The 17,694-nt window shown below is 70.7% G+C and carries 24 protein-coding genes; 20 read left to right on the top strand and 4 right to left on the bottom strand.

Annotated elements, in window-relative coordinates; all coding sequences use genetic code 11:
- The first annotated feature begins 18 nt into the window (after positions 1–18).
- From ACIHAR_RS32200 to ACIHAR_RS32170, 7 genes are all read left to right on the top strand, one after another.
- The gene (locus ACIHAR_RS32200) at positions 19–273 is read left to right on the top strand and encodes a MoaD/ThiS family protein (protein ID WP_365466433.1); all 255 of its coding nucleotides are present in this window, start codon (positions 19–21) and stop codon (positions 271–273) included.
- 2 nt (positions 274–275) lie between these two features.
- Positions 276–1,556 (top strand): hypothetical protein, encoded by a 1,281-nt coding sequence (locus ACIHAR_RS32195; protein ID WP_400022884.1) that lies wholly within the window; start codon positions 276–278, stop codon positions 1,554–1,556.
- Positions 1,557–1,661: 105 nt separating this feature from the next.
- Positions 1,662–2,399: a DUF2993 domain-containing protein gene (locus tag ACIHAR_RS32190; protein WP_365466429.1), complete on the top strand. Its 738-nt coding sequence runs from the start codon at positions 1,662–1,664 to the stop codon at positions 2,397–2,399.
- Positions 2,400–2,680: 281 nt separating this feature from the next.
- A complete protein-coding gene (locus ACIHAR_RS32185) occupies positions 2,681–2,761 on the top strand; it encodes an Ms5788A family Cys-rich leader peptide (protein WP_350751515.1) in 81 nt (26 codons plus the stop codon).
- 123 nt (positions 2,762–2,884) lie between these two features.
- Positions 2,885–3,730, top strand: coding sequence for a sulfurtransferase (locus tag ACIHAR_RS32180; protein ID WP_365466427.1), 846 nt, complete (start codon positions 2,885–2,887; stop codon positions 3,728–3,730).
- A gap of 41 nt (positions 3,731–3,771) precedes the next feature.
- A complete protein-coding gene (locus ACIHAR_RS32175) occupies positions 3,772–4,059 on the top strand; it encodes a DUF1416 domain-containing protein (RefSeq protein WP_031121416.1) in 288 nt (95 codons plus the stop codon).
- Positions 4,060–4,169: 110 nt separating this feature from the next.
- Complete coding sequence (locus tag ACIHAR_RS32170; protein ID WP_365466425.1) at positions 4,170–4,430, top strand: DUF3099 domain-containing protein; 261 nt, start codon at positions 4,170–4,172, stop codon at positions 4,428–4,430.
- 90 nt (positions 4,431–4,520) lie between these two features.
- Here the strand turns inward: ACIHAR_RS32170 and ACIHAR_RS32165 are convergent, their stop codons facing one another.
- A complete protein-coding gene (locus ACIHAR_RS32165) occupies positions 4,521–4,883 on the bottom strand; it encodes a DsrE family protein (protein ID WP_384657441.1) in 363 nt (120 codons plus the stop codon).
- 283 nt (positions 4,884–5,166) lie between these two features.
- Between ACIHAR_RS32165 and ACIHAR_RS32160 the strand changes: the two genes are divergently transcribed.
- From ACIHAR_RS32160 to ACIHAR_RS32135, 6 genes are all read left to right on the top strand, one after another.
- Entirely contained in the window at positions 5,167–5,892 is a 726-nt protein-coding gene (locus tag ACIHAR_RS32160; protein ID WP_400022883.1) for a hypothetical protein, read from the top strand.
- Positions 5,893–5,966: 74 nt separating this feature from the next.
- Positions 5,967–6,779 carry a hypothetical protein gene (locus tag ACIHAR_RS32155; RefSeq protein WP_400022917.1) on the top strand — a complete coding sequence of 271 codons (813 nt, stop codon included), beginning with the start codon at positions 5,967–5,969 and terminating at the stop codon, positions 6,777–6,779.
- Between the two features lie 410 nt (positions 6,780–7,189).
- Positions 7,190–7,936 (top strand): hypothetical protein, encoded by a 747-nt coding sequence (locus ACIHAR_RS32150; RefSeq protein WP_400022916.1) that lies wholly within the window; start codon positions 7,190–7,192, stop codon positions 7,934–7,936.
- Positions 7,937–8,161: 225 nt separating this feature from the next.
- Positions 8,162–8,737 (top strand): FABP family protein, encoded by a 576-nt coding sequence (locus ACIHAR_RS32145; protein ID WP_365466415.1) that lies wholly within the window; start codon positions 8,162–8,164, stop codon positions 8,735–8,737.
- Positions 8,738–8,753: 16 nt separating this feature from the next.
- Positions 8,754–9,227: a Fur family transcriptional regulator gene (locus ACIHAR_RS32140; protein WP_400022882.1), complete on the top strand. Its 474-nt coding sequence runs from the start codon at positions 8,754–8,756 to the stop codon at positions 9,225–9,227.
- 10 nt (positions 9,228–9,237) lie between these two features.
- Positions 9,238–10,203, top strand: coding sequence for a folate-binding protein (locus ACIHAR_RS32135; RefSeq protein ID WP_365466411.1), 966 nt, complete (start codon positions 9,238–9,240; stop codon positions 10,201–10,203).
- A gap of 22 nt (positions 10,204–10,225) precedes the next feature.
- On the opposite strand, the gene dtd is transcribed toward ACIHAR_RS32135, so the two are convergent.
- A complete protein-coding gene (dtd, locus tag ACIHAR_RS32130; RefSeq protein WP_365466409.1) occupies positions 10,226–10,651 on the bottom strand; it encodes a D-aminoacyl-tRNA deacylase in 426 nt (141 codons plus the stop codon).
- A 158-nt stretch (positions 10,652–10,809) separates the two neighbouring features.
- Here dtd and ACIHAR_RS32125 point away from each other — a divergent pair, with 158 nt between their 5' ends.
- From ACIHAR_RS32125 to ACIHAR_RS32110, 4 genes are all read left to right on the top strand, one after another.
- A complete protein-coding gene (locus tag ACIHAR_RS32125; protein WP_365466407.1) occupies positions 10,810–11,412 on the top strand; it encodes an aerial mycelium formation protein in 603 nt (200 codons plus the stop codon).
- A gap of 129 nt (positions 11,413–11,541) precedes the next feature.
- Positions 11,542–11,667, top strand: a complete 126-nt coding sequence (locus tag ACIHAR_RS32120) for a hypothetical protein (RefSeq protein ID WP_400022881.1) — start codon at positions 11,542–11,544, stop codon at positions 11,665–11,667.
- Between the two features lie 55 nt (positions 11,668–11,722).
- Positions 11,723–12,979 (top strand): GNAT family N-acetyltransferase, encoded by a 1,257-nt coding sequence (locus ACIHAR_RS32115; protein ID WP_400022880.1) that lies wholly within the window; start codon positions 11,723–11,725, stop codon positions 12,977–12,979.
- Positions 12,980–13,267: 288 nt separating this feature from the next.
- On the top strand, positions 13,268–14,191 hold the full coding sequence (locus ACIHAR_RS32110; RefSeq protein ID WP_400022879.1) for a GntR family transcriptional regulator: 924 nt from the start codon (positions 13,268–13,270) through the stop codon (positions 14,189–14,191).
- Here the strand turns inward: ACIHAR_RS32110 and ACIHAR_RS32105 are convergent.
- Positions 14,181–14,363 (bottom strand): hypothetical protein, encoded by a 183-nt coding sequence (locus tag ACIHAR_RS32105; RefSeq protein WP_365470209.1) that lies wholly within the window; start codon positions 14,361–14,363, stop codon positions 14,181–14,183. The genes ACIHAR_RS32110 and ACIHAR_RS32105 overlap by 11 nt on opposite strands.
- 194 nt (positions 14,364–14,557) lie before the next feature.
- Here ACIHAR_RS32105 and ACIHAR_RS32100 point away from each other — a divergent pair, with 194 nt between their 5' ends.
- Positions 14,558–15,433, top strand: a complete 876-nt coding sequence (locus ACIHAR_RS32100) for a GntR family transcriptional regulator (RefSeq protein ID WP_365470206.1) — start codon at positions 14,558–14,560, stop codon at positions 15,431–15,433.
- A 29-nt stretch (positions 15,434–15,462) separates the two neighbouring features.
- Positions 15,463–16,182, top strand: coding sequence for an HAD family hydrolase (locus tag ACIHAR_RS32095; protein ID WP_365470203.1), 720 nt, complete (start codon positions 15,463–15,465; stop codon positions 16,180–16,182).
- Here ACIHAR_RS32095 and ACIHAR_RS32090 read toward each other — a convergent pair.
- On the bottom strand, positions 16,173–16,355 hold the full coding sequence (locus ACIHAR_RS32090; protein WP_365470200.1) for a hypothetical protein: 183 nt from the start codon (positions 16,353–16,355) through the stop codon (positions 16,173–16,175). The genes ACIHAR_RS32095 and ACIHAR_RS32090 overlap by 10 nt on opposite strands.
- Positions 16,356–16,536: 181 nt before the next feature.
- Between ACIHAR_RS32090 and ACIHAR_RS32085 the strand changes: the two genes are divergently transcribed.
- The gene (locus ACIHAR_RS32085) at positions 16,537–17,412 is read left to right on the top strand and encodes a winged helix-turn-helix domain-containing protein (protein WP_400022878.1); all 876 of its coding nucleotides are present in this window, start codon (positions 16,537–16,539) and stop codon (positions 17,410–17,412) included.
- Positions 17,413–17,694: the final 282 nt, after the last annotated feature.

Here is a 17,694-nt window from a genome sequence, read left to right as displayed (position 1 = left end):
GACTGACTGAGGAACGAGATGGCAAAGGGCACGGTGCGCTACTGGGCGGCCGCCAAGGCCGCGGCAGGCGTCGCCGAGGAGCCGTACGAGGCGGCCACGCTCGCCGAGGCGCTCGAGGCCGCGCGTGAGCGACACCCCGGTGAACTCGTGCGTGTCCTGCGGCGATGCTCGTTCCTCGTCGACGGTGACCCCGTGGGCACCCGCGCACATGAGACGGTACGGCTGGCCGACGGCGGCACGGTCGAGGTGCTCCCGCCGTTCGCAGGAGGGTGACGATGACCGACCAGCCGTATGGGCCGTATGGACCGGCACAGGGCCAGGGCCAGGGCCCGGGTGAGAACCAGGGGCAGGGGCAGGGGTACGAGGGCTACGACCCGTACGCCCAGCAGCAGCCGCACCAGCGGCACCAGCCGCAGCCGGCGTGGCCCGGGCAGCAGCAGTACGGGTACGACGAGCAGCAGGCCCACCTCCAGTACACGCAGCAGTGGCAGGGCCAGACCTGGGAGACCAGCGTGCAGCCCCCGGTCACCGCGGTGGACGCGGCGGAGACGGCGTACCTGCCGCCGCAGACGGGCGGGGCGCCGGCGTACGGCGGCACGCCGACGGGCGCCGCCCTGCCCCCGGAGGCCCAGGCCTGGCAGCAGCAGGCGTCGTACGGACACCAGCAGCCCGCCCACCCGTCCGCATCCGCCCCGGCGCCCGGCGCCGGCGACGGCGTGCCCCGGCCCGCGGGCGACGCTCCCCGGGCCGAGGGCGACGCACCCGCCTACGGCCCCGCCACCCTCTCCGGCAACGCCCGGATCACCGACGCCCAGCGGGCCCGGCTGGAGGGCCGCTCGCCGATCATCGAGCCCGGCATGCAGCCCGCCGCACTCACCGCGCTCCTGGGCCTGCTCCTGTCCGGTACGGCGGCCGTCGGCACGTACGCGCTGCTGGTCCCGCTCGTCGTCCTCCAGGCCGTCACGGCGGCGGGTTGGTTCCGGCTGAACGGCATGTGGCCGGCCCGGCAGGGCATCGCCCTGGCGTTCCTGGGCGCGCTCGTCGCCGACGTGGCGCTCCTCGCGGCCGGCCGTGCCCACGCGCCCGCCGCCATCCTCGGCACCCTCGGCGTCTGGGTCCTCCTCTGCCTCGTCCTCCAGCTCCGCTCGCACGCGGACCCGGACGAGCGGATGTACGGCCTGATGGCGATCGTCGCCTCGGCCGCCCTGGCCATCGTCGCCACCGGCCACCTCGGGGCCGAGCCGGACGCGGTGACGGTGGGCGCCGCCGCGGTCGCCGTCGCCGTCCTGGCCCGCGCGCTGCCCCTGCCGACCCCGGCGTCGGTGGTCGTCTCCGTGCTCGCCGCCGCGGGCGCCGGCATCGCGGTCGGCGGGATGACCGACCTCGGCACGCAGGGCGCGTTCCTCGGCGCGGGCGCGGCGGTCTGCGCCCTGATCGGCCACCGGGTCGCCGGCTACGACTATCCGTCGCGCTTCGTCCACTTCACGGCGGGCGTGGCCCTGCCGCTGGCGGCGGCCGCGCCCGCGGTGTACGTGCTCGGGCGGGCGTTCGGGTAGCCGTCGACTGTCACAGGTGATCGACAATCCGGCGGACCCGGTTCCGCGGCGCGTTACCTTGAGTGCTCGTCGAACGTCCGACCGTCCGGGTGGGGGAACAACCGCATGCGAGCCCTTCGAATACTGCTGATCGTCGTCGTGGTCCTGGGCGGTCTGTTCGTGCTCGCGGACCGCCTCGCCGTGAACTTCGCCGAGGACGAGGCCGCGGCCAAGCTGAAGACGACCGAGAACCTCGCCACCACCCCGGACGTGTCCATCAACGGCTTCCCCTTCCTCACCCAGGTCGTCGGCGGCGAGCTGGACGACGTGGAGGTCGGCATCGACGGTTACGAGGCCGCCGCCGGCGCCGAGGGCCAGAAGATCCGCATCGACGACCTCAAGGCGAACATGCGGGGTGTCGAGTTCTCCAGCGACTTCAGCTCCGCGACCGCGGCCACCGCCACAGGCACCGCGTCCATCACCTACGCCGAGCTGCTGAAGACCGCCAAGAACGAACCCACCGACGTCGCCCCCGGCGTCACCGCCGAGGTCGTCGGCCTCTCCGACGGCGGCAACGGCAAGATCAAGGTCTCCGTCGAGGCGACCGTCCTGGGCACCAAGCTGCCCCAGCCGCTGTCCGTGCTGAGCACGGTCAGCGTCGAGGGCGACACCGTCCGGGTGCACGCCGACTCGCTGCCCAGCTTCGGCGGGGTGCAGGCCGCGGAGGACGAGGTCCGCTCGATCACCGACTTCGAGCAGAAGATCGACGACCTGCCCGGCGGCATCGCGCTCGACAAGGTCGAGGCGGGGAAGAACGGTGTGGAGATCACGGTGAAGGGCACCAACGTCGCTCTCGTCGGCTGACACCGACCAGGCCGGCGGCCCCGCCCGGCGAGCTCCCGTCGACCCCAGGCACCCGGCCCGCGCACCCCGTCGACCACCGGGGCGCGGGCCCGCGCCCCGAGAGCCGGTGTCCGATTGGCGAGACATCGCAGTCCGTACCGCAGATGTGAGGACCGACACCCGTGCCCGGGAACCGTGCGACCACGGCCCGGGCACCTTTTCCTCTCGACATCCGGACGCTCGCGTCTCGCCATATGACACGGCGGTGACATGCCCGCCTGTCCGTCCCTACGATCGGTCACATGAAGCGACAGGCGGATCTCACGAAGCGGCGGGCAGTAGACCTGTGCCGCGTCGCCGCCATGCTCTGTCGCCCCTTCTGAGCGGAAGCTCCGACTTCCGTATCCCCATCGCCCTGCCCAGGGCCCCCGTGCGTCGTCCGCAGCGGCCACGCACGCCTTCTCACCTGCCAACCCCCGCCGCAACTGCCCCGGAGGAGAACGAGCATGAGCCGCAGCGACGTCCTGGTCGACGCCGACTGGCTGCAGGACCACCTGGACGACGAGAACATCGCCATCGTCGAGGTGGACGAGGACACGTCCGCCTACGAGAAGAACCACATCAAGAACGCGATCCGGATCGACTGGACCAAGGACCTCCAGGACCCGGTCCGCCGCGACTTCATCGACCAGGAGGGCTTCGAGAAGCTCCTGTCGTCGAAGGGCATCGCCAACGACACCCTCGTGATCCTCTACGGCGGCAACAACAACTGGTTCGCGTCCTACGCCTACTGGTACTTCAAGCTGTACGGCCACGAGAACGTCAAGCTCCTGGACGGCGGCCGCAAGAAGTGGGAGCTGGACGCCCGCGAGCTGGTCGACGGCACCGAGGTGCCCGAGCGCCCGGCGACCGAGTACAAGGCCAAGCCGCAGAACACGTCGATCCGTGCCTTCCGTGACGACGTCGTCGCCGCGATCGGCTCGCAGAACCTGGTCGACGTCCGCTCGCCCGACGAGTTCACCGGCAAGCTGCTCGCCCCGGCCCACCTGCCGCAGGAGCAGTCGCAGCGCCCGGGCCACGTCCCGACCGCGCGCAACATCCCCTGGTCGAAGAACGCCAACGACGACGGCACCTTCAAGTCGGACGACGAGCTCAAGGAGCTCTACGCCGCGGAGCAGGTCGACCTGGCCAAGGACACCATCGCCTACTGCCGCATCGGCGAGCGCTCGGCCCTGACCTGGTTCGTGCTGCACGAGCTGCTCGGTGTCGAGAACGTCAAGAACTACGACGGCTCCTGGACCGAGTACGGCTCCCTCGTCGGCGTGCCGATCGAGCTCGGCGCCGCCAAGTAACCACCCCGACCGACCTTTCATCACCCCTTCAGGAGTAAGACATGTGTGGAGCGAAGGCCGGCGGCCCCGACGCCTCGACGATCAAGCCCGGTGAGACCACCATCCAGGGTCAGGTGACCAAGGACGGCGAGCCGGTGGTCGGCTACGTCCGTCTGCTGGACTCGACCGGCGAGTTCACCGCGGAGGTCCCCACCTCCGCCACGGGCCAGTTCCGCTTCTACGCGGCCGAAGGCACCTGGACCGTCCGCGCCCTCGTCCCCGGCGCCACCGCCGACCGCACGGTCGTCGCCCAGAAGGGCGGGCTCGCCGAGGTGGCCATCGCCGTCTGAACGGACCGGTGAACGACTGAACCACCGAAGGGCCGCACCCCCCGGGTTGGACACCTGGGGTGCGGCCCTTCGGCCTGCCCGCGGCCCGGCGGCGGACCTACCCTGGAACCATGTACGCGAGGCGGCGGCACCAGTACTTCGCCATGATGGGCACCTGCGTCGCGCTGTTCGTCCTGGCCTGGGGCGTCGTACGCCTGTGGTCGGTTCCCGTGGCCGTCGGGATGTGCGTGGTCGCGATGCTCATCCCGCCGCTCGCCGCGATGGTCGCCAACCGCCGGGGCCCCGAGGACCGCTGGTGGGACGACCCCTCCGGCGACCCGAAGTCCGACGAGTGGTGGGACGAGCTGGACGGCAGGAAACGCCGTCCCTGAGCCGGACCGCCGACCGTCTCGGCAGCGGTCCCCGAGCGAGGATCCCCAGCCGTCCCAGCAGGCGTCCCTGAGCCCGCGCCGGCGGTCGTCTCAGTAGACGAGCGCCTGCGTCTCGTCCCCCAGCGCCTCCTGCACGAACACCTGCGCGCCCGCGATCCGTACGCCTTCCAGGACGTCCTTCTCCGTGATGTCCCGCCGGGCCGCGCACTGCGTGCACAGCGTGATCCGTCCGCCGGCCAGGACCGAGTCGAGCAGGTCGGGCAGCGGTGCGGCGTGCGGCAGCTCGAACTCCGCGGCCCGGCCCGGCAGCGCGAACCAGGACGACTCCCCGGTCAGCCACAGCGACACCTCGACCCCACTGGCCACGGCCACCGCCGCGACCGTGAACGCCTGAGAACACCGCTCAGGGGCATCGGCCCCCGCCGTCACCTTGATCACGAGCTTCTTCGCCATGGCCGAATCGTAATCAACTCCCTTACAACTCCTTGTGTTGACCATGGGTCTCCTGTGAAGCGCGATAGAGAAGGCGCTTTCACGTTCTGAGGGGGACGTTGTGGGAGAACGCGTGGAGGGCGCCGCAGGGCTGCCCGACGCCGCGCCTGAAAAGCCGGAAACCGCAGATGCCGCGCCTGAAAAGCCGGATACCGCAGATGCCGCGCCTGAAAAGCCGGATACCGCAGATATACCCGACACGCCTGACGGCGCCGATGCACCCGACGCGCCTGACGGCGCCGACGTGTCCGGACGACGCGGGCAGGGGCGTCGGCGAGGGCGTACCCCCCTGCTGATCGCCGGTGCCGTCGCCCTCGGCCTGGTGGCCGGCACCTGCACCGGCTATCTGATCCAGGCCGACCGGGAGCCGACGAAGCTGCCCTCGCTCTCCCAGCCGACGCTGCCGCAGGCGAAGGGCCCCGCCCCGGAGCCGCTGTCGGCGGCGCAGGACCGCCAGGTGAAGACCGGGGGCGACCTGCGCAAGCTGCTGCTGACCAAGCCCAAGGGCGCCAAGGACGCCGACTGGCTGGGCGGCGACGGCTGGATGGACCTGGCCGCCTACGCCGACTCGTACGAGAAGCCGGAGGAGGTGTTCGGCGACCTCGTCGCCGACGGGTTCCGCCGCGCCGCCGTCACCGGCTGGACGGAGGGCAGCGCGTACACCGTGGAGCTGCGGTTGGTGCAGTTCCGGCAGGTGGAGACGGTCGCGGCCGCCGACTACTGCGAGAACAACCAGTACTGGGCGGAGGACGAGGAGTCCACCGACAGCTGGCCCGTTCCGGGCACCGGCAACGGCATGGCGTACGTCCACCGCAAGGCCGACACGAAGCCCGGCTACCTCCCGCTGTACAGCGCGGAGGCACACGCCTGGCGGGGCGACGTCTCCGTGGAGATCTGGGTCTACGGGAGCAAGTCGATCCCCAAGAAGAAGATCATGGACCTGGCCGAGCGGCAGATGGAGCGGCTGTGAGCGAGACGGACAGCGAGAAGGACAGCGAGAAGGATCACGAAGCCGCCGTCGGGTCGGCCGGCTCGGTGGGACCCGTGGAACCGCTCGGCCCTCAGACGTTCCGGCCGCCCGTCGACCCCGCCGTGAGGCGAGGGCGCCGGCGACGGGCCGCCGCGGTCGCGACTTCCCTGGTACTGGCAGGGGCACTGGTCGCCGGGGTCGGTTTCACGGTCGTCACCGTGCGGGACGCCGACCGGGACGCCGGGGCGCCGGTCTGGAGGTTGCCGAAGGAGACTCCGCTCGGGGACCAGCCGGGGAAACTCGACGCGAGCCGTAGCGGACTCGCCGCGATGCTCGTCCCGTACGGGACTGAAGGCCTCAGCCAGGGGCCGGACATCGGTGAGTTCGGTGCCGATGCCCAGCTCAGCGGGGAGCGGGCGGCGGCTCTGCGCAAGGAGTCGCTGAAGGACCTGCCCCGGTCCCAGCGCAAGCGTCTGGAGAAGCAGATCGACCGGCAGCGCATCAAGGGCATGGCGATGCGCAGCTACCTCAGCGAGGAGGCCAGCGCCTTCGACGGGAACGAGGGGGTCTACGCCGTCACCGTGGTGCTGTCCCAGATGGACAACAAGGCGGCGGTGCGCGACATCGCGACCTTCCAGGGCGAGTTCCTGGCCGCCTTGGACGTCTTCCGCAAGGGACCGGCGATCGAGGGCCACAAGAACGCGAAGTGCTTCCTGCCGCCCAAGGACGACGAGTCCGACCTCGAGGGCATGTTCTGCTCCGCGTACGTCGGCGACGTCCTCGTCACCCTGACCGCCGAGGCCGTCAAGCCGCTCGACACCAAGGGAGTGGCGACGCTGCTCCGCGAACAACTCGACCGCATCAAGGAACCGGGGGAGGCGGTATGACCGAGAAGCAGGGTTCCCTGGACCTGACGAAGAGGGACGGGGAGCCGGCGGTGGACGCCGACCCGCGGTCGGCCGTGGGTGCTGTCTCAGGGCCTGAGGTGACGGAGGCCGCGGAGTCCGGCGTGTCCGAGGCGTCTGTGCCCGGGACGGATCTTGCGCCGGAGCCGGAGCCGGAGCCGGAGCCGGAGCCGGAGCCGGAGCCGGAGCCGGAGACGGAGACGGCCGGGCCCACCCGGACCACCGGGGCGGCGGCGGAGCCGGCCGTGGCTCCGGAACCGGAGCCTGCCGCGGCCGTGGAACCGGGGCCGGTCCCGGCCGTGGAGCCGGAGGGGGCCGGGGCGGCGGGGAACGGGGAGGGCGACGGGGGAGCCGAGACGGTCGGTGACCGGCCGAAGGGGCGGCGACCCGTCCTGCGGGCCGTCCTGCGCTGGACAGCCGCCGTGGTGGTGTTCGCGGCGGTCGGTGCGTCGACGGCGTACGGCATCACGCGGATGGAGCGGACGGACGTACCGGGCTTGCGGACGGAGTCGGACGGCCGGTGGGCGTATCCGACGCTCACCAAGCCGCCGTTGCCCTCCGGCAGCCCCGCACCCTTCGCCCGGGCGAACGACAGCAACGCCCACCACGCCGATCTGCGCGCCCTCCTCCTGCCCGCCCCCGAGGGCGCGACGGTGGACAAGGTGCTCAGCGGCTCCGACGGCTGGCTGGCGACGAAGGACTTCCTGAAGGAGTTCCAGGAGACGAGCCGGGAACAGATCCAGGAGAAGCTCGTCGACGCCGGCCTGCGGCACATCGCGGCCCGCGGCTGGACCACCCAGGACGGCGCGACCACCCGGATCTACCTGCTCAGGTTCGGCACGGCGGCCGTCACCGAGGGGGTGTTCTCCGAGGACTTCACCGCCTACGGAACCCCGCTGTACCCGGCGCGCGGCGGCGACGCGTACGAGCGGGACGAGGACTTCCCGGCGGTCCCGCAGTCCGACAACCTCGACCTGGCGCCGTACGTCGAGTCCAAGCCGTACGGTGGCGAGCAGGTCCGTCTGGCCTACCTGAGCGCCGGTGACGTCATGGCGGTGATCGTTCAGTCCCGGAAGGGAACCATGCCCGCGATCCCCTTCCAGCAGACGGTGGTCCTGCAGAGCCAACTGCTGGACTGACCGCTCGAGGACCTACCTCACACGGAGGGCCGGGCCCCGGCCGCGTAAGCTGGGGCCCGGCCTTGTTGTACGTACCGAACCACGCTCACCCGAGGAGCACCCCGTGGAGATCTTCTTCGAAGCCCTGCTGGTCCTGGTCTGCGTCGGCGTCCTCGCCTTCGTGGGTCTGACCGTGAAGAAGCTGTACCAGGGCCAGCGCTGACCCGTCACTAGGAACTGCCACCCATGATCGAGATCCCGTCCGACCTCCACAAGGACCTCGTCCCGCTCGCCTTCCTGCTCGGCAACTGGGCCGGCGCGGGCGTGCACGACTTCCCCGGCGCCGAGAAGTGCAACTTCGGGCAGGAGGTCACCTTCACCCACGACGGCCGGGACTTCCTGGAGTACCACTCCCACACATGGGTCCTCGACAAGGACGGCAACAAGGTCCGGCCCCTGGAGTCCGAGTCCGGCTTCTGGCGGATCGACGGCGCCCGCAAGGTCGAGGTGACGATGACCCGCGACGACGGCGTCATCGAGATCTGGTACGGCGAGCTGGCTGACAAGAAGCCGCAGATCGACCTGGTCACGGACGCGGTGGCCCGCACGGCCGTCTCCCGCCCGTACTCCGGCGGCAAGCGTCTGTACGGCTACGTCAAGAGCGACCTCATGTGGGTCGGCGAGAAGCAGACCCCCGAGGTCGAGCTGCGCCCCTACATGTCGGCCCACCTGAAGAAGGTCGTCACCCCGGAGGAGGTCGAGCGCTGGGCCAAGGCCCTGCCCGACGACATGCCGGACGACGGCATCGCCTTCTTCAAGTAGTCCTAGACTCTTTGGTGTGGTGAGCACTCAAGGCAGCACTCAAGGCACCGACTGGAAGAGTGACCTGCGGCGGCGCGGCTACCGCCTGACCCCGCAGCGGCAGCTCGTGCTCGAAGCCGTGGACACCCTGGAGCACGCGACCCCCGACGACATCCTCGTGGAAGTGAGGAAGACCGCGTCGGGGGTCAACATTTCCACCGTGTACCGGACGCTGGAGCTCCTCGAGGAACTCGGCCTGGTCAGTCACGCCCACCTCGGGCACGGCGCGCCGACCTACCACCTCGCCGACCGGCACCATCACATCCACCTCGTGTGCCGCGACTGCGGAGGCGTGATCGAGGCGGACGTCGACGTCGCGGCCGACTTCACGGCGAAGCTGCGGGAGACCTTCGGCTTCGACACCGACATGAAGCACTTCGCGATCTTCGGACGCTGCAAGAACTGCTCGCTCAAGGGTTCGGCGGCCAGGAGTTCAACTACCGAGTCGTAGGCTTGGCTTCATGAAGAGCCCCCTGCTGTCCCTGCCCGGCGCCGTCCCCGCCGAAGGCGTGGACGAAGGCGTCGCCGCCCACTACGGCGACCTGTTCCGCGAGCAGCGCGCCCTCGCCGACGGCACCGGATTCGTCGACCTCTCGCACCGAGGGGTCGTGACCGTCTCCGGTGAGGACCGGCTCAGCTGGCTGCACCTGCTGCTCACCCAGCACGTCAGCGACCTGCCCGTCGGCGAGGCCACCGAGGCGCTGATCCTCTCCGCGCACGGCCACATCGAGCACGCGCTCTACCTCGTGGACGACGGCGCGACCGTCTGGGCCCACGTCGAACCCGGCACCCAGGACGCGCTGATCGCCTACCTGGAGTCGATGAAGTTCTTCTACCGGGTCGAGGTCGCCGACCGGACGGACGAGTTCGCCGTGGTGCACCTGCCGGCCGGGTCGATCGCCGAGGTGCCCGAGGGCGTCGTCGTCCGCGAGACGGCGTACGGCCGTGACCTGTTCCTCCCGCGCGCCGACCTGGAGTCGTACGCCGGGAAGGCGGGCCCCGCGGCCGGGATCCTCGCCCACGAGGCGCTGCGCGTGGAGCGGCACCGGCCGCGCCTCGGGTTCGAGACCGACCACCGCACCATCCCGCACGAGCTGGGCTGGATCGGCACGGCGGTGCACCTGCAGAAGGGCTGTTACCGCGGACAGGAGACCGTCGCCCGCGTCCAGAACCTGGGCAAGCCCCCGCGCCGCCTGGTCTTCCTGCACCTCGACGGCAGCGAGGTCCACCTGCCGCCCTCCGGCACCGAGCTCCGCCTCGCGGACGACGGCCCCGACGGCCGCAAGATCGGCTTCATCACCACGTCCGTACGCCATCACGAGCTCGGGCCGGTCGCCCTGGCCCTCGTCAAGCGGAACGTCCCGGTGGACGCCCCGCTCGTGGCCGACACGACGGCGGCGGCCCAGGAAGTCGTCGTGGAACCCTAGAACCCGACGACAGACGACAACGCTAGATCTCGATCAGTACGGTGAACGGGCCGTCGTTCGTCAGCGAGACCCGCATCCGCGCGCCGAACCGGCCCGTCTCCACCGTCGCGCCCAGCGAGCGCAGCTGGGCCACCACCTCGTCGACCAGGGGCTCGGCCACCTCACCGGGGGCGGCCGCGTTCCAGGTGGGCCTGCGGCCCTTGCGGGCGTCGCCGTACAGCGTGAACTGGCTGATGACCAGCAGCGGCGCGTCGATGTCGCTGCACGACCTCTCGTCGGCCAGCATCCGGATCGACCACAGCTTGCGGGCGAGCTGGGCCGCCTTCTCCTTGGTGTCCTCATGGGTGACCCCGACGAGGACGCACAGCCCCTCGCCGACGATCTCGCCCACCGTCTCGCCGTCCACGACGACGCTCGCGCCGTCCACCCTCTGCACCACTGCACGCATGCCGACCATCATGCCGTGCGCCCGCGCAACCGCCGCCGAGGGGTTTCCTTTTGATCCTTTGGCCCGCATCTGGGCCGTTCGGGGGCACTCGGTCACATAGCGGCCACTTGGGGTGGCACGATGCTCCCACACGCCGGTCGAGGGGACGGTAGAGGCACATGAGCACACCGAGCACCACGAGCACCGGGCGGCTGGGCCCGACCACCCAGCGCCCGCCCGTGCAACGCACCGACAGTCCGCCCTGCGCACTGCCGGAGGAGCCACCCGAGTACGACCTGGCCCGCCTGAGCCTGCCCGAGCTGCGCACGCTGCGCCGGGACGCCCAGCGGGACGAGGCCGACCTCAGCTACGTACGACGGCTGCTTCAGGGCCGTATCGACATCCTGCGCGCCGAGCTGGCCCGCCGCGGGTCCGCGGCCGTGCCCGAGCCGGCCGAGGAGTCCGTGGTCGCCCGGCTGTCGGAGATCCTCACCGACGCCCCGGCCCGCCACCGCTCCTCCGCCCGCCACGTCACCCTGGGCACCCCGCACAACGAGGTGTACCGGCGCCTGGCCGCGGAGATGCTCGCCGAGGTCGAGCTCTCGGACCTCGCCGCCCGCACCGGCCCCGAGCTCCACGAGGCCATGGCCCGCCTCGTGGGCTACGAGCAGCAGGTCTCGCGCCGTCGCCAGCGCCTGCAGAAGACGGCGGACGACTGCGGGGCGGAGGTGACCCGGAGGTACCGGGAGGGGGAGGCACAGGTGGACGATCTGCTGCTCTAGGCGAGGGCTGCGCGGGGTGCCTCGTCGAGCAGGGCTCTGGACGGGGTGCCTCGCTTCTCGCCGGTGGGTGGGTCGGGGTCGTGGCGGTGCCGCGAGCCCGTCGCCGGTCGGGCGTACGGCTGCCTGCTGGTGACGGTTGACCTTGGCTGTGTCGACGGGCTGCGCCGCACCGCCACGACCCGCTCCCCGCTGCCGCCGGCGGCTGCGGGAGCGTCCTGGCTGCGCGCCGGCGCCACGACCCGCTCCGGTGCGTGAGCGGGTGCGGGGAAAAAGGTCGGCGGTCCGCTGCCGTGCCTTCTACGGTGACTGCATGACCCAGCGAGCCGACGCCATCGACGTACGCCCCATCACCGAAGCCGAGTTTCCCGACTGGCTGCGCGCAGTGAACACGGGTTTCCTGCGCCAGCCCGTCGCCGGCGAGTCCGAAGTGAGTCACCGTCTCACCCAGTTCGTTCCCGGCCGCTACCTGGGCGCCTTCGACGCCGGCCGCTGTGTCGCCACCTTCAAGTCCTTCGACCAGCGGGTCACGGCCGTGGGTGGAGCGTCCGTCCCCGCCAACGCCGTCACGGGCGTCACCGTCACCGCCACCCACCGCCGCCGGGGTCTCCTCAGCCGCATGATGGGTCACGACCTGGGGGCCGCGAAGGACCGTGGGGCCGTCGTGGCCACACTGATCGCCGCCGAGTACCCGATTTACGGCCGGTTCGGGTTCGGACCCGCCACCTGGGCGACCCAGTGGACGATCGACGTGCCCCGCACCGGTCTCGACCCCCGCCGCTCCGGCCAGGACGAGGCGGGCGGCCGTATCGACCTGGTCGACGGGGCGGACGTGCGCAAGCTCGGCCCGGACCTGCACGAGCGGATACGCCGTGCCCAGCCCGGCGCCGTCAGCCGCACCGAGCTGTGGTGGCAGCTCAACACCGGCACCGTGCGGTACGAGCCGACGTGGACCGAGCCCTTCTACGCCCTGTACCGCTCGCCGGACGGCGAGGTCGAGGGACTGGCCTCGTACACGGCGGACGACAACTGGCCCGACAAGCGGCCGCACGACACGGTCTCCGTGAACTGGCTGCTCGCCGCGACCCCGGCCGCCGAACGCGCCCTGTGGCGCTATCTCTGCTCGATCGACTGGGTCACGAAGGTGAAGAGCGACTGGCGCTCCCCCGACGACCTGCTCCCCTTCCTGCTGCCCGATCCGCGGTCGGCCGCGATCAGCGCGCAGGCGGACTGGATGTGGGTGCGGATCCTGGACGTCGTACGGGCCCTGGAGGCGCGGACGTACGAGGGTGAGGGATCGCTGGTGCTGGAGGTCGCCGACGCGGGCGGGCCGGCCGGGGGCAGGTACCGGCTGGAGGCGTCGCCCCAGGGCGTGTCCTGCGCGCCGACGACGCGGAGCGCCGACCTCGCGCTGGAGGCCGGCGAGCTCGCGAAGCTGTGGCTCGGCGACGAGTCCGCGGTGCGGCTCGCGGCGCTGGGCCGGGTGCGGGAAGAGCGAGCGGGCGCCGCCCGGTCGGCCGACGCCCTGCTGCGTACGTCCAGGCGCCCTTGGTGCCCGGACATGTTCTGAGTGCTCCTTCCGACGACCGCTGTTCATCCGTAGCTGTTCAGTTGTGGCTGTGCGGGTGACGGTATGAAGTTGTGGCTGTGCCCTCGATCTGCAGTTGTGGCTGTGCTCGGGTGCCGGCCGCTCGGGCTCCCGGCTCCCCTCCGGAAGGGAGCCCGATCGGCCAACCGTTTGGAAGTTTGACCATGTTGTGGAAGTTGGCTGCCAACTTCTCTGTACTTATGTCCGCTTGGAAGCGGCCTATAACCATCTCTCCTTGAACTGCCGCAAGATGGCGGGAAGTTGTAGTGTTTGGCCGTGGAGCCGGAACATGCCTCCGTCAATGGGCGGAAGAGTCCGGAGCGGCCGGCCCGGCCGCAGCGGACCCACCGCGACGTGGCCGACGAGCTGCGCACCCGGATCAGGACCGGGGTGCTGCGGCCGGGCGAGCGCATGCCCACGCAGGCGAGGCTGGCGGACGAGTTCGGCGTGGAGCGCGGCACCGTGCGTCAGGCCCTGCGCATCCTGCAGTCGGAGCACCTGCTCACCAACGTCTCCAAGGGCGCACCGGCGATGGTCGCCCCGGATCTCGGGGCGAGCGCGCTGCCGGCCGGGCCCGAAGCGGCGCCGCAGCCCACGATGGTGGCCCTGACCCCGCGCATCGCGGACGCCTTCGCCGCCCAGCACGTGGAGATCGACGCCCTGTGCCTGACGGCCGTCTCCCTGACGCTGGCGATCGGTGAGCCGCTGCGGCGGATCCACGCGGGGGAACTGAAACCGGCCAAGATCGACGTCCGGGTCCTGCTGCCGTCCCGGGACATCGACCTCGCCTTCCCGGTGCCCGTGGACGCCTCGGCGACCGAGCGGCTCCAGCGCCACTGGCTGGCCCACCGCAACGCCCAGGGTCAGGTGCTGCGGCACAACCTGCTCGCGCTGCGCGCGACGCACGGCATCGACGTCGACGTCAGCTTCCGCGCGCTGCCGTTCACCCCTCCGGTCAAGCTGTACGTGCTCAACGGGGCGGAGGCGCTGTTCGCGTACTACACGGTCAAGCGGCGCGAGCAGCAGATCGACCATGAACAGCTGGAGACGTACGACGCCGAGGGCACGCGGTCGGTGCTGTTCGCCTTCGGACAGGGCGCCGGACCGCGTGACACGACGTTCGTGGAGCAGTCGCTCCTGTGGTTCAACGCCCTGTGGGAGACGATCAGCTCGGAACTGGTGCTCACGAGCTGACCGCGGGCCCGGTGACCAGGAGGGCGAGGATCACGGCGCCGGCGGAGCTCAGGGTCGGCCTTCTGGACTTGATGCCGACGGTGAGCAGGAGCAGGCCGACGGTGCCGGCGGTGCCGTACTTCCACTGGACGGTCTGCTCGAGCACGGCGGAGAGGAGGGCGAGGGCGGGCATGGTGGTTCCTCCCTTCGGAGCCGGGGAGACGCGGGGTGGAGCGGGGAGGTGCTCGGAACCTGGAGGTACTGGAGGCGAAACTTCCGCCAACTGGACCAAGTTGGCAACCAACTCTTACTATGTTGTCCCCACTTGGCGACAACTGCTAAACAACTTCGCGGCAACTCCCCATAGATGGGGGGAAGTTGTAGCGTTTGGTCGTGACCCAGGAGAACGTGGCAGTGAACGGCAGCAGAAGGCTCTCGCCTCAGGAGATCGCCGATGTCCTGCGCGAACGCATCCGCGTCGGGGATCTCAGGGCGGGTGACCGCCTGCCCACGCAGGCCGAGCTCGCCGACGAGTTCGGTGTGGAGCGCGGTGCCGTGCGCCAGGCCCTGCGGGCACTCCAGGACGACGGCCTCCTCACCAACGTCAGCAAGGGCAGCCCGCCCCGCATCGCCGAGCCGACGCCGCCCCGGGACGAGCCCCAGCCCACCATGGTCGGCCTCGCCCCCCGCCTGACCGCGGCCTTCGCCGCCCGGCACGTACGGGTCGACGCGGCCTGCCTCACCGCCGAGAGCCTCATCCCCGCCCTGGGCGAACCGCTCCGGCTGATCCACGGCGGCGACATCCGCCCGGAGAAGATCGACGTCCGCATCCTGCTGCCGTCCCGCGACATCAACCTCGCCTTCCCGGTCCCCGTCGAGGGACGCGGCGGCGACGACCCGGTGCACCAGCGCTGGCTGGCCATGCGCAACGCCCAGGGCCACGTCCTGCGTCACAACCTGCTGACCCTGCGCACCCACGGCATCGACGTGAACGTCACCTTCCGGGCGCTGCCCTTCACCCCGCCGGTGAAGCTGTACCTCCTCAACGGGGAGGAGGCGCTGCTGGCCTACTACACGGTCACCCGCCGTGAGGAGCCCACGGACAGCGGGACCCTGGACATGTACGACGTCCTGGGCACCGAGTCCCTCCTCTTCTCCTTCGAGAAGGCGACGAGCCAGCGTGACGCCGCATTCGTCGAGCAGTCCCAGAAGTGGTTCGACGCCCTCTGGGAAACCATCACGACGGACCTGACACTCTCCTAGTGACTTCTGATACGACGCAGACCGAACAGGTGGCATCCGATACCGAGAACGAGACCGCGGTCCTCCGGGAGCTGATCACCCGTGCGCAGTTCGTGCTCTGGGACTTCGACGGCCCGATCTGCAGGCTGTTCGCCGGGCACTCGGCGGAGCGCGTGTCCGAGGGGCTGGTGGAGTGGCTCGAGGGCCGTGGCCTGCACGGCCTGCTGACCGACGCCGAGCGGGAGTCCCTGGACCCTCATGTCGTCCTGCGCGTGGTGGACCGTCGGCGGCCCGACAGCGACCTGGTGACGGAACTGGAGGAACGCCTCACCGAGGAGGAGCTGCACGCGGCCTCCTCGGCGATGCCCACCCCCTGGGCCGACCCCGTGATACGCACCTGGAGCGCGCTCGGATCCCGGCTCGCCATCACCACGAACAACTCCCCGCGCGTCGTGGGCAAGTACCTGGAGAGCCGTGGCCTGACCTCCTGCTTCGCGCCCCACGTCTACGGCCGCACCCGGGACCTCCAGCTCCTCAAACCCCACCCGCACTGTCTGAACCGGGCCCTGCGCGCCATGGGCGCGGCACCCACCGCCGCCCTGATGATCGGCGACACCCCCTCGGACTTCCTGGCCGCGCGGGAGGCCGGCGTCCCGTTTCTGGGGTACGCCCGGAACGAGCGCAAGGAGAAGCTGCTGCGGGGTGCGGGCGCCACGCACGTGGTGGGCTCACTGGAGGCGGTCCTCAGGACACTGCGGCGTCAGGCCTGAGTCATGAGCACCACCAGTACGACGGCGGCCCCCACGGCCAGGCCGTTGTGCCGTGCGCGTATGCCCACCCCGAGTCCGAACAGCAGAACCGTGCCCAGCAGGCCGAGCCTCGCCTGTGCCAGCGACGCAGCGGTGAGCTCGACCACCCCGCGCAGCGCGGACAACAGAAGCATCCCCTCCACCTCCCCACCACTCTCAGTGAACCGATCAACTCTCGGTCCAATTGGACTGGTTGTCGTGAGGTGGACTTCCCCTGGCTGACTGATCGTTAATCTGTCGGCCGAAAGCAGGCCAATCCCTGTGCACTTGACTGAAGGTGGTTTGCCACTGGCCTGTAAGCGGTACGGTCGACATGTGGACGCGCACCAGAGTCATGACGGCGGCGGCCGGGAGTTCCACCGGGTCGCGGAGGATCTGCGCTCGCGGATCGCCGACGGCACGTACCGGTTGAACTCCTTCCTGCCGTCCCAGCGGGACCTGGCCGAGGAGTTCGGGGTCTCGCGCGACACCGTCCAGCGCGCCATGCGGGAGCTGGCCAGCGAGGGATGGATCGAGTCCCGGCAGGGCAGCGGCTCCCGCGTGGTGAAGACCCAGCGCATCCAGTCCTCCACCCCCAGGGCGACCAGGATGCGCCAGGGGATGACGCTGGGGCCGCTGCTCAGCGAGGTCTTCGAGCAGCCCGAAGTGACCCTCGACGTCTACACGTTGACCTCGGAGTCGCTGGACGCCCACATCCGCCTGCAGGTGGAACGGATCCACAGCCGCTCGATCGCGCCCCAGCGCATCGCCCTGCGGATGATCCTGCCCGTCGAGACGTCCCCGCTGCCCTATCCGGCGGTCAAGGGCGGCGCCGAGGACGACACCCGTCTGTGGGACCGGATGCGCGCCATCACCCACCGGCACACGGACTCGCTGCGCGGGGTGCTGGGCGACCTGCGCAGGGAGGGGCTGGTGCCGACGGTCGACGTCCAGATCCGGCACGCCCCGCTCACGCCGACCTTCAAGCTCTACCTCCTCAACAGGACCGAGGCGCTGTTCGGCCCGTACGAGGTGATCGAGCGCCAGATCGAGCTGGACTCGGGGGAGGAGGTCACGGCCCTCGACGTGCTGGGGCTCGGGGCCACGCTCACGCACCACGTGAAGGACGACAACCCCAACTCGCCCGGCACGGTCTTCCTCGACTCCATGCAGACGTGGTTCGACTCCGTCTGGAACAACATCGCCGCGTAGCCGGTACACCGGTGCGCTAGCATGCGCCAATCGCGCGAGCAACCACACCCGCCCGTACGTGTGAGAGGGCGAACAGGCCCTGTCGAACGACTGGTGCCGATGAGTGGCGGACCACCCGTTGTGCCCACTTCACCGGCACTCCGGTCGTGCGGCGCATCACGCGGCATCTAACGTGTGCCGTATCCCTTCGTCCGAGCGTGAGTGATCCGGAGCGGCCAGTGGTCGACCCCCTTGTTCCCCATCGGCTCCGCGGGGATCGAGTCGCCGACGGCGCGTCCGCCG

This window comes from Streptomyces sp. NPDC052016 (assembly GCF_044548445.1).
Taxonomy (GTDB): domain Bacteria; phylum Actinomycetota; class Actinomycetes; order Streptomycetales; family Streptomycetaceae; genus Streptomyces.
This window is presented reverse-complemented; position numbering and strand designations above follow the sequence as displayed.

What these genes read in the sequence shown, in the direction of transcription:
- ACIHAR_RS32115 (WP_400022880.1), top strand. Translation starts at nt 11,723, where the DNA reads ATGACCCAGCGAGCCGACGCCATCGACGTACGCCCCATCACCGAAGCC.
- ACIHAR_RS32195 (WP_400022884.1), top strand. Translation starts at nt 276, where the DNA reads ATGACCGACCAGCCGTATGGGCCGTATGGACCGGCACAGGGCCAGGGC.
- ACIHAR_RS32135 (WP_365466411.1), top strand. Translation starts at nt 9,238, where the DNA reads ATGAAGAGCCCCCTGCTGTCCCTGCCCGGCGCCGTCCCCGCCGAAGGC.
- ACIHAR_RS32105 (WP_365470209.1), bottom strand. Translation starts at nt 14,363, where the DNA reads ATGCCCGCCCTCGCCCTCCTCTCCGCCGTGCTCGAGCAGACCGTCCAG.
- ACIHAR_RS32170 (WP_365466425.1), top strand. Translation starts at nt 4,170, where the DNA reads ATGTACGCGAGGCGGCGGCACCAGTACTTCGCCATGATGGGCACCTGC.
- ACIHAR_RS32185 (WP_350751515.1), top strand. Translation starts at nt 2,681, where the DNA reads ATGAAGCGACAGGCGGATCTCACGAAGCGGCGGGCAGTAGACCTGTGC.
- dtd (WP_365466409.1), bottom strand. Translation starts at nt 10,651, where the DNA reads ATGCGTGCAGTGGTGCAGAGGGTGGACGGCGCGAGCGTCGTCGTGGAC.
- ACIHAR_RS32180 (WP_365466427.1), top strand. Translation starts at nt 2,885, where the DNA reads ATGAGCCGCAGCGACGTCCTGGTCGACGCCGACTGGCTGCAGGACCAC.
- ACIHAR_RS32125 (WP_365466407.1), top strand. Translation starts at nt 10,810, where the DNA reads ATGAGCACACCGAGCACCACGAGCACCGGGCGGCTGGGCCCGACCACC.
- ACIHAR_RS32200 (WP_365466433.1), top strand. Translation starts at nt 19, where the DNA reads ATGGCAAAGGGCACGGTGCGCTACTGGGCGGCCGCCAAGGCCGCGGCA.
- ACIHAR_RS32145 (WP_365466415.1), top strand. Translation starts at nt 8,162, where the DNA reads ATGATCGAGATCCCGTCCGACCTCCACAAGGACCTCGTCCCGCTCGCC.
- ACIHAR_RS32175 (WP_031121416.1), top strand. Translation starts at nt 3,772, where the DNA reads ATGTGTGGAGCGAAGGCCGGCGGCCCCGACGCCTCGACGATCAAGCCC.
- ACIHAR_RS32190 (WP_365466429.1), top strand. Translation starts at nt 1,662, where the DNA reads ATGCGAGCCCTTCGAATACTGCTGATCGTCGTCGTGGTCCTGGGCGGT.
- ACIHAR_RS32165 (WP_384657441.1), bottom strand. Translation starts at nt 4,883, where the DNA reads ATGGCGAAGAAGCTCGTGATCAAGGTGACGGCGGGGGCCGATGCCCCT.
- ACIHAR_RS32090 (WP_365470200.1), bottom strand. Translation starts at nt 16,355, where the DNA reads ATGCTTCTGTTGTCCGCGCTGCGCGGGGTGGTCGAGCTCACCGCTGCG.